The organism is Spirillospora sp. NPDC046719 (genome assembly GCF_040645715.1).
Taxonomy (GTDB): Bacteria; Actinomycetota; Actinomycetes; order Streptosporangiales; family Streptosporangiaceae; genus Spirillospora.
Window position 1 is genome coordinate 1 of record NZ_JBEYYT010000607.1, and the last position, 4,569, is coordinate 4,569.

Here is a 4,569-nt window from a genome sequence, read left to right on the forward strand (position 1 = left end):
GCCGCCGTCACGAAGGCGCCCATGGAGGCGCTCATGACGGCGGCCCGCCGCACGCCGACGAAGCGGGTCAGTCGCGGGGGTCCCAGGCGCCGGGGGTGACGTCCAGGTCGAGCGGCTCGGCGACGTCCTTCCAGTCGACGAACTTGAAGTTGGTGTTCGTGCGGACCTCGCCGTCCGGGCCCGTCTCGTCGGGGGCGTTGAAGCCGTCGTGGACGACCAGCAGGCCGTTCTTGAACCCGCCGACGCGGGCGCTGGTCACCATCGCGCCGTCGCACTCCTCGGAGCCGTCCGCGTTCGTCCTGGGCGCGACGCGGAAGCGGCCGAGGTACTCGTTCGAGCCCTCCCGGTCGTAGACGACGAAGGTGTTGTCGCCCTGGCTGGACGCCAGCAGGTAGCCCTCGCCGTCGTCCTTGCGGTAGATGGTGAGGCCCTCGGCGTCCGGCGTGATGTGCGTGCCGCCGGCGCCCGGGTCGGGGCCGGTGACCTCGCACTCGTCGGTCTCGGCGTTGTAGGCGGCGGGGACGCCGAAGTCCTTCACCTTGTCGATGAGCCGGGGCGTGCCGCCGTCGAGCGGGATGCGCCAGATGCCGACGTCCTCCTGCGCGGCGTACAGCACGCCGTGCTCCTCGTCGGCGACCATGCCCTCGACCTGCGGGCCGCGGCCCGGGTCCTCGCACGGCGACCAGGTGCCGCCGCCCGGCAGCGCGAACGACGACGGCAGGTCGACGTCCCGGACGCGCCGGTAGGTGATCTTGCCGGCGGCGGTCGCCTCCAGCCTGACGATCCCGACGCGCGGAGTGTGGCGGCGGCTCAGCGCGGCGTACGAGGCGCCGTGCCCGTCCTTCCACGACGCGATCCCGTACGCGGTGGCCTGGTCGTTGACCTGGTCGAGCGACGAGGAGAACACGAACGGGGCGGCGGCGTCGGTGACGTCGGTGAGCGGCGCGCCGTGCTGGAGCGCGGCGCGCGGGTCGATGGCGTAGGTGCGGACGATGTCGCGGCCCCGGTCGGACACCACGGCGAGGTCGACGGTGTGTCCGCCGAGCCGGAACCCGTAGATCAGGTCGACGTTGTTGAAGCGGCCCGGCTCGTCGCCGGCGCGCGGCGGCGCGGGCGCGGCGATCCGCTGGATCTGGTGCCCGGACGCGTCGTAGACGGCGAGCCCGGCCTGCTTGAGGGTGGTGATGACGAGGTCGCCGTCGTGGTCGCTCGGGTGGTTCCAGATCGCGGGGTCGTCGGCGTTGGCGTTGCCGCCCGCGTCGTCGTCGAACACCGCCGGGGTCTCCAGGCGGGCGTGGACCTGGGCGAGCTCGTCGTCGTCGGCGGACGCCGGGGCGGCCGACAGCGCGGCGGCGGCCAGCGCGGCGGTCACCGCGGCGGCGGCCAGGCGGTGGCCGCGGGGGCGGAACGGTGCGAAGGGCATCGGGTTCCTCCTGATGCGCTCGGGGGGATGCCCTGCACCGTAAGTGTTAGAGCGCTCTAATTCAATAGAGCGCTCTAATCGATCAAGAGGTCCGGCGCGCCCGCGCGGGCGGCGCCGGTCAGCGTTCGACGAGCGTGAGCGCGTAGGAGTAGCGGCTCGCCCGGTACACGTGGCGGCCGAACTCGATCGCGGTGCCCTTGTCGTCGTAGGCGGTCCGGGTCATGGTGAGCATCGGGACGCCGCGCCGCTCGTCCAGCAGCCGCGCCTCCTCCGCCGTGGCGCGGCGCGCGCCGATGGACTGGTTGGCGATCCGCAGGTTGACGCCGCTCGCGCGCAGCAGCTCGTACAGGCCGTGCCGGGCGAGGTCGTCGGCGGTGACGGCGAGCAGGCCCTCGGGCAGGTAGTTGGTGAGCAGCGCGAGCGGCTCGCCGCCGGTGCTCCGGGCGCGGCGCATCCGCAGGACGGGGTCGCCCGCCGCGAGGCCCAGCTCCTTGGCGACCCGGTCGTCGGCGGGCACCGTGCCGAACTCCAGCACCTCGGTGTGCGGCTCCCGGCCGGCCGCCGCCAGGTCGTCGTGCAGGCTGGTCAGCTCGACGGGGCGGCGGATCTCCGACAGGACGACCTGCGTGCCGACGCCGCGCTTGCGCACCAGCAGCCCGCGGTCCACCAGGTGCTGGATCGCCTGCCGGACGGTCGGCCGGGACAGCCCGCAGCGCTCCGCGAGCTCCAGCTCGTTCTCCAGCCGGGTGCCGGGCGACAGCTCGCCGGACTGGATCGCGGCCTCGAGCTGCCGGGCCAGCTGGTAGTAGAGCGGCACGGGGCTGCCGCGGTCCACGATCACGCGCGGTCGGTACACCCCGGGCTCCCTCCGGGCCCGGCTCCCGGCCGGGCTCCCGTACCGGATGATACTCCGCGCTTGGCCGAACCTCCTTACCTCATAATGTCATGACAAAGCCTTGACATGGCTCGGGCGGTTTCAGCAGACTCGGCGGGGGCCGGCCGCGGCGCCGGCGTCGCCTTTCACCGGGATGGAGTGCCGATGATCAAAGACCGCGTCGCGGGAGCGCCGATCTCCTGGGGGGTGTGCGAGGTGCCCGGGTGGGGGCACCAGATGGCGCCCGGCCGGGTGCTGGCGGAGATGGGCGCCCTCGGTCTCGCCGCCACCGAGTTCGGCCCGGACGGCTTCCTGCCCGCCGGCGCCGCCGAGCGCGCGGACCTGCTGGCCGCGCACGGGCTCCGCCCGCTCGGCGGGTTCGCCCCCGTCGTGCTGCACGACCCGGACCGCGACCCGCTGCCCGAGATCCGGCGGACCCTGACCGCGTTCGGTGTGGAACGTTCCAAAACTACCGCGGCTCCCGGTGCGGACGCTCGCAGCACGGACGCTCCCGGCGCCGGTGCTCCGGAAGGCGGTCTGACGCTCGTGCTCGCCGCCGTGCACGGCCTCGACGGGTACGACGAGCGGCCCGCGCTCGACGCGGCGGGCTGGGCGGCGCTACTGGCCAACCTCGACCGGATCGCCGCGCTCGCCGCAGAGTCCGGCGTCCGCGCCGTCCTGCACCCCCACGTGGGCACGATGGTGGAGCGCTCAGACGAGGTGCAGCGGGTCCTGGACGGCTCCGGGATCCCGCTCTGCCTGGACACCGGGCACCTGCTGATCGGCGGCGTCGACCCGGGCGAGCTGGCCGCCCGCGTCCCCGAGCGCATCGCGCACGTCCACCTCAAGGACGTCGACGCCGGGCTCGCCCGCGACGTCCAGGCCGGCCGGATCGCCTACACCGACGCCGTCCGCAAGGACATCTACCGGCCCCTCGGCGGCGGCGACATCGACATCGCCGGCATCGTCCGCTCCCTCGAAGGCGCCGGGTACGGCGGCTGGTACGTCCTCGAACAGGACACCATCCTCGACCGCGAGCCGGACGACGGCGCCGGGCCGATCGGGGACGTGCGCGCGTGCCTGGACTTCCTCGCCGGGATCGCGGCATGACCGCTGCGCCCGCGTCCCTCGACGTCATCACGATGGGCCGCGTCGGGGTCGACCTGTACCCGCTGGAGTCGGGCGTCGGGCTCGACGAGGTCGAAGGCTTCGGCCGGTTCCTCGGCGGCAGCGCCACCAACGTCGCGGTCGCCGCCGCCCGGTACGGCCGTCGCGCCGCCGTGATCACCCGGACCGGCGCCGACCCGTTCGGCCGGTTCGTCCGCCGCGCGCTCGCCGGATACGGGGTGGACGCCCGGTTCGTCGCGGACGTCCCCGGCCTGCCGACGCCCGTCACGTTCTGCGAGCTGTTCCCGCCGGACGACTTCCCGCTGTACTTCTACCGCTTCCCCAAGGCCCCCGACCTGGAGATCCGCGCCGACGAACTGGACCTCGCCGCGATCGGGTCGGCCGGGGTGCTGTGGGCGACCGTGACCGGGCTGTGCGCCGAGCCGTCCCGGACGGCGACGCTCGCCGCGCTCGGCGCCCGGCCCCGCACCGCGCTCACCGTCCTCGACCTGGACTACCGGCCGATGTTCTGGGAGTCGGCGGCCGAGGCGTCCCGCTGGGCGGGCCAGGCCCTCGGACACGCCACGGTCGCCGTCGGGAACCTCGCCGAGTGCGAGGTCGCCGTCGGCGAGTCCGACCCGGTGCGGGCCGCCCGCGCGCTGCTCGACCGGGGCGTCCGGCTCGCCGTCGTCAAGCGCGGCCCCGGCGGCGTGCTCGCGGTCAGCGCGGACGGCGAGGTCGTGGAGGCGCCGCCGGTGCCGGTCGAGGTCGTCAACGGCCTCGGCGCGGGCGACGCGTTCGGCGGCGCGCTCTGCCACGGCCTGCTGTCCGGCTGGGACCTGGCGCGCACCGTCGCGTTCGCCAACGCCGCCGGCGCGATCGTCGCGTCGCGGCTCGCGTGCGCCGACGCCATGCCGGAGTACGCCGAGGTGGCGGCGCTGCTGGACGGGGTGCCGGCATGAGCGTGGAGACAGGTACGAGCGTGGAGACAGGTACGAGCGTGCCGGCACGGGCGGAGTCCCCGGCGCGGTCCCGGATCGCGGCGCTGACGGAGACCCGCGTGCGGCGGCCCGAGGCCATCGCCGAGGCGGCCGCCCGCCGGCCGCGGCGCCCGGCCCCGGCCGGCGCCCCCGGACGGCGGCTGATCGTCGCCGCCGCCCCTCCG

General features: G+C 75.0%; 4 protein-coding genes and 1 pseudogene. 3 read left to right on the forward strand and 2 right to left on the reverse strand.

Going from position 1 to position 4,569, the window contains the following annotated elements:
• Positions 1-67: 67 nt before the first annotated feature.
• Both ABZ914_RS47070 and ABZ914_RS47075 read right to left on the reverse strand, forming a co-directional pair.
• Positions 68-1,423: a phytase gene (locus ABZ914_RS47070; RefSeq protein ID WP_500201151.1), complete on the reverse strand. Its 1,356-nt coding sequence runs from the start codon at positions 1,421-1,423 to the stop codon at positions 68-70.
• Positions 1,424-1,541: 118 nt separating this feature from the next.
• Complete coding sequence (locus tag ABZ914_RS47075; RefSeq protein WP_387032128.1) at positions 1,542-2,279, reverse strand: GntR family transcriptional regulator; 738 nt, start codon at positions 2,277-2,279, stop codon at positions 1,542-1,544.
• Positions 2,280-2,462: 183 nt separating this feature from the next.
• On the opposite strand from ABZ914_RS47075, the gene ABZ914_RS47080 reads away from it, so the two are divergent.
• From ABZ914_RS47080 to ABZ914_RS47090, 3 genes and pseudogenes are all read left to right on the forward strand, one after another.
• The gene (locus ABZ914_RS47080) at positions 2,463-3,407 is read left to right on the forward strand and encodes a TIM barrel protein (RefSeq protein ID WP_500201152.1); all 945 of its coding nucleotides are present in this window, start codon (positions 2,463-2,465) and stop codon (positions 3,405-3,407) included.
• Entirely contained in the window at positions 3,404-4,366 is a 963-nt protein-coding gene (gene iolC, locus ABZ914_RS47085; RefSeq protein ID WP_500201153.1) for a 5-dehydro-2-deoxygluconokinase, read from the forward strand. The genes ABZ914_RS47080 and iolC overlap by 4 nt, the downstream gene beginning before the upstream one ends.
• Positions 4,363-4,569: pseudogene (locus ABZ914_RS47090) on the forward strand (hypothetical protein); the annotation flags it as partial. The gene iolC and the pseudogene ABZ914_RS47090, both read left to right, overlap by 4 nt.

Bases quoted from the DNA above. Each gene is read 5' to 3' on its own strand.
- ABZ914_RS47070 (WP_500201151.1), bottom strand. From the start codon at position 1,423: ATGCCCTTCGCACCGTTCCGCCCCCGCGGCCACCGCCTGGCCGCCGCC.
- ABZ914_RS47080 (WP_500201152.1), top strand. From the start codon at position 2,463: ATGATCAAAGACCGCGTCGCGGGAGCGCCGATCTCCTGGGGGGTGTGC.
- iolC (WP_500201153.1), top strand. From the start codon at position 3,404: ATGACCGCTGCGCCCGCGTCCCTCGACGTCATCACGATGGGCCGCGTC.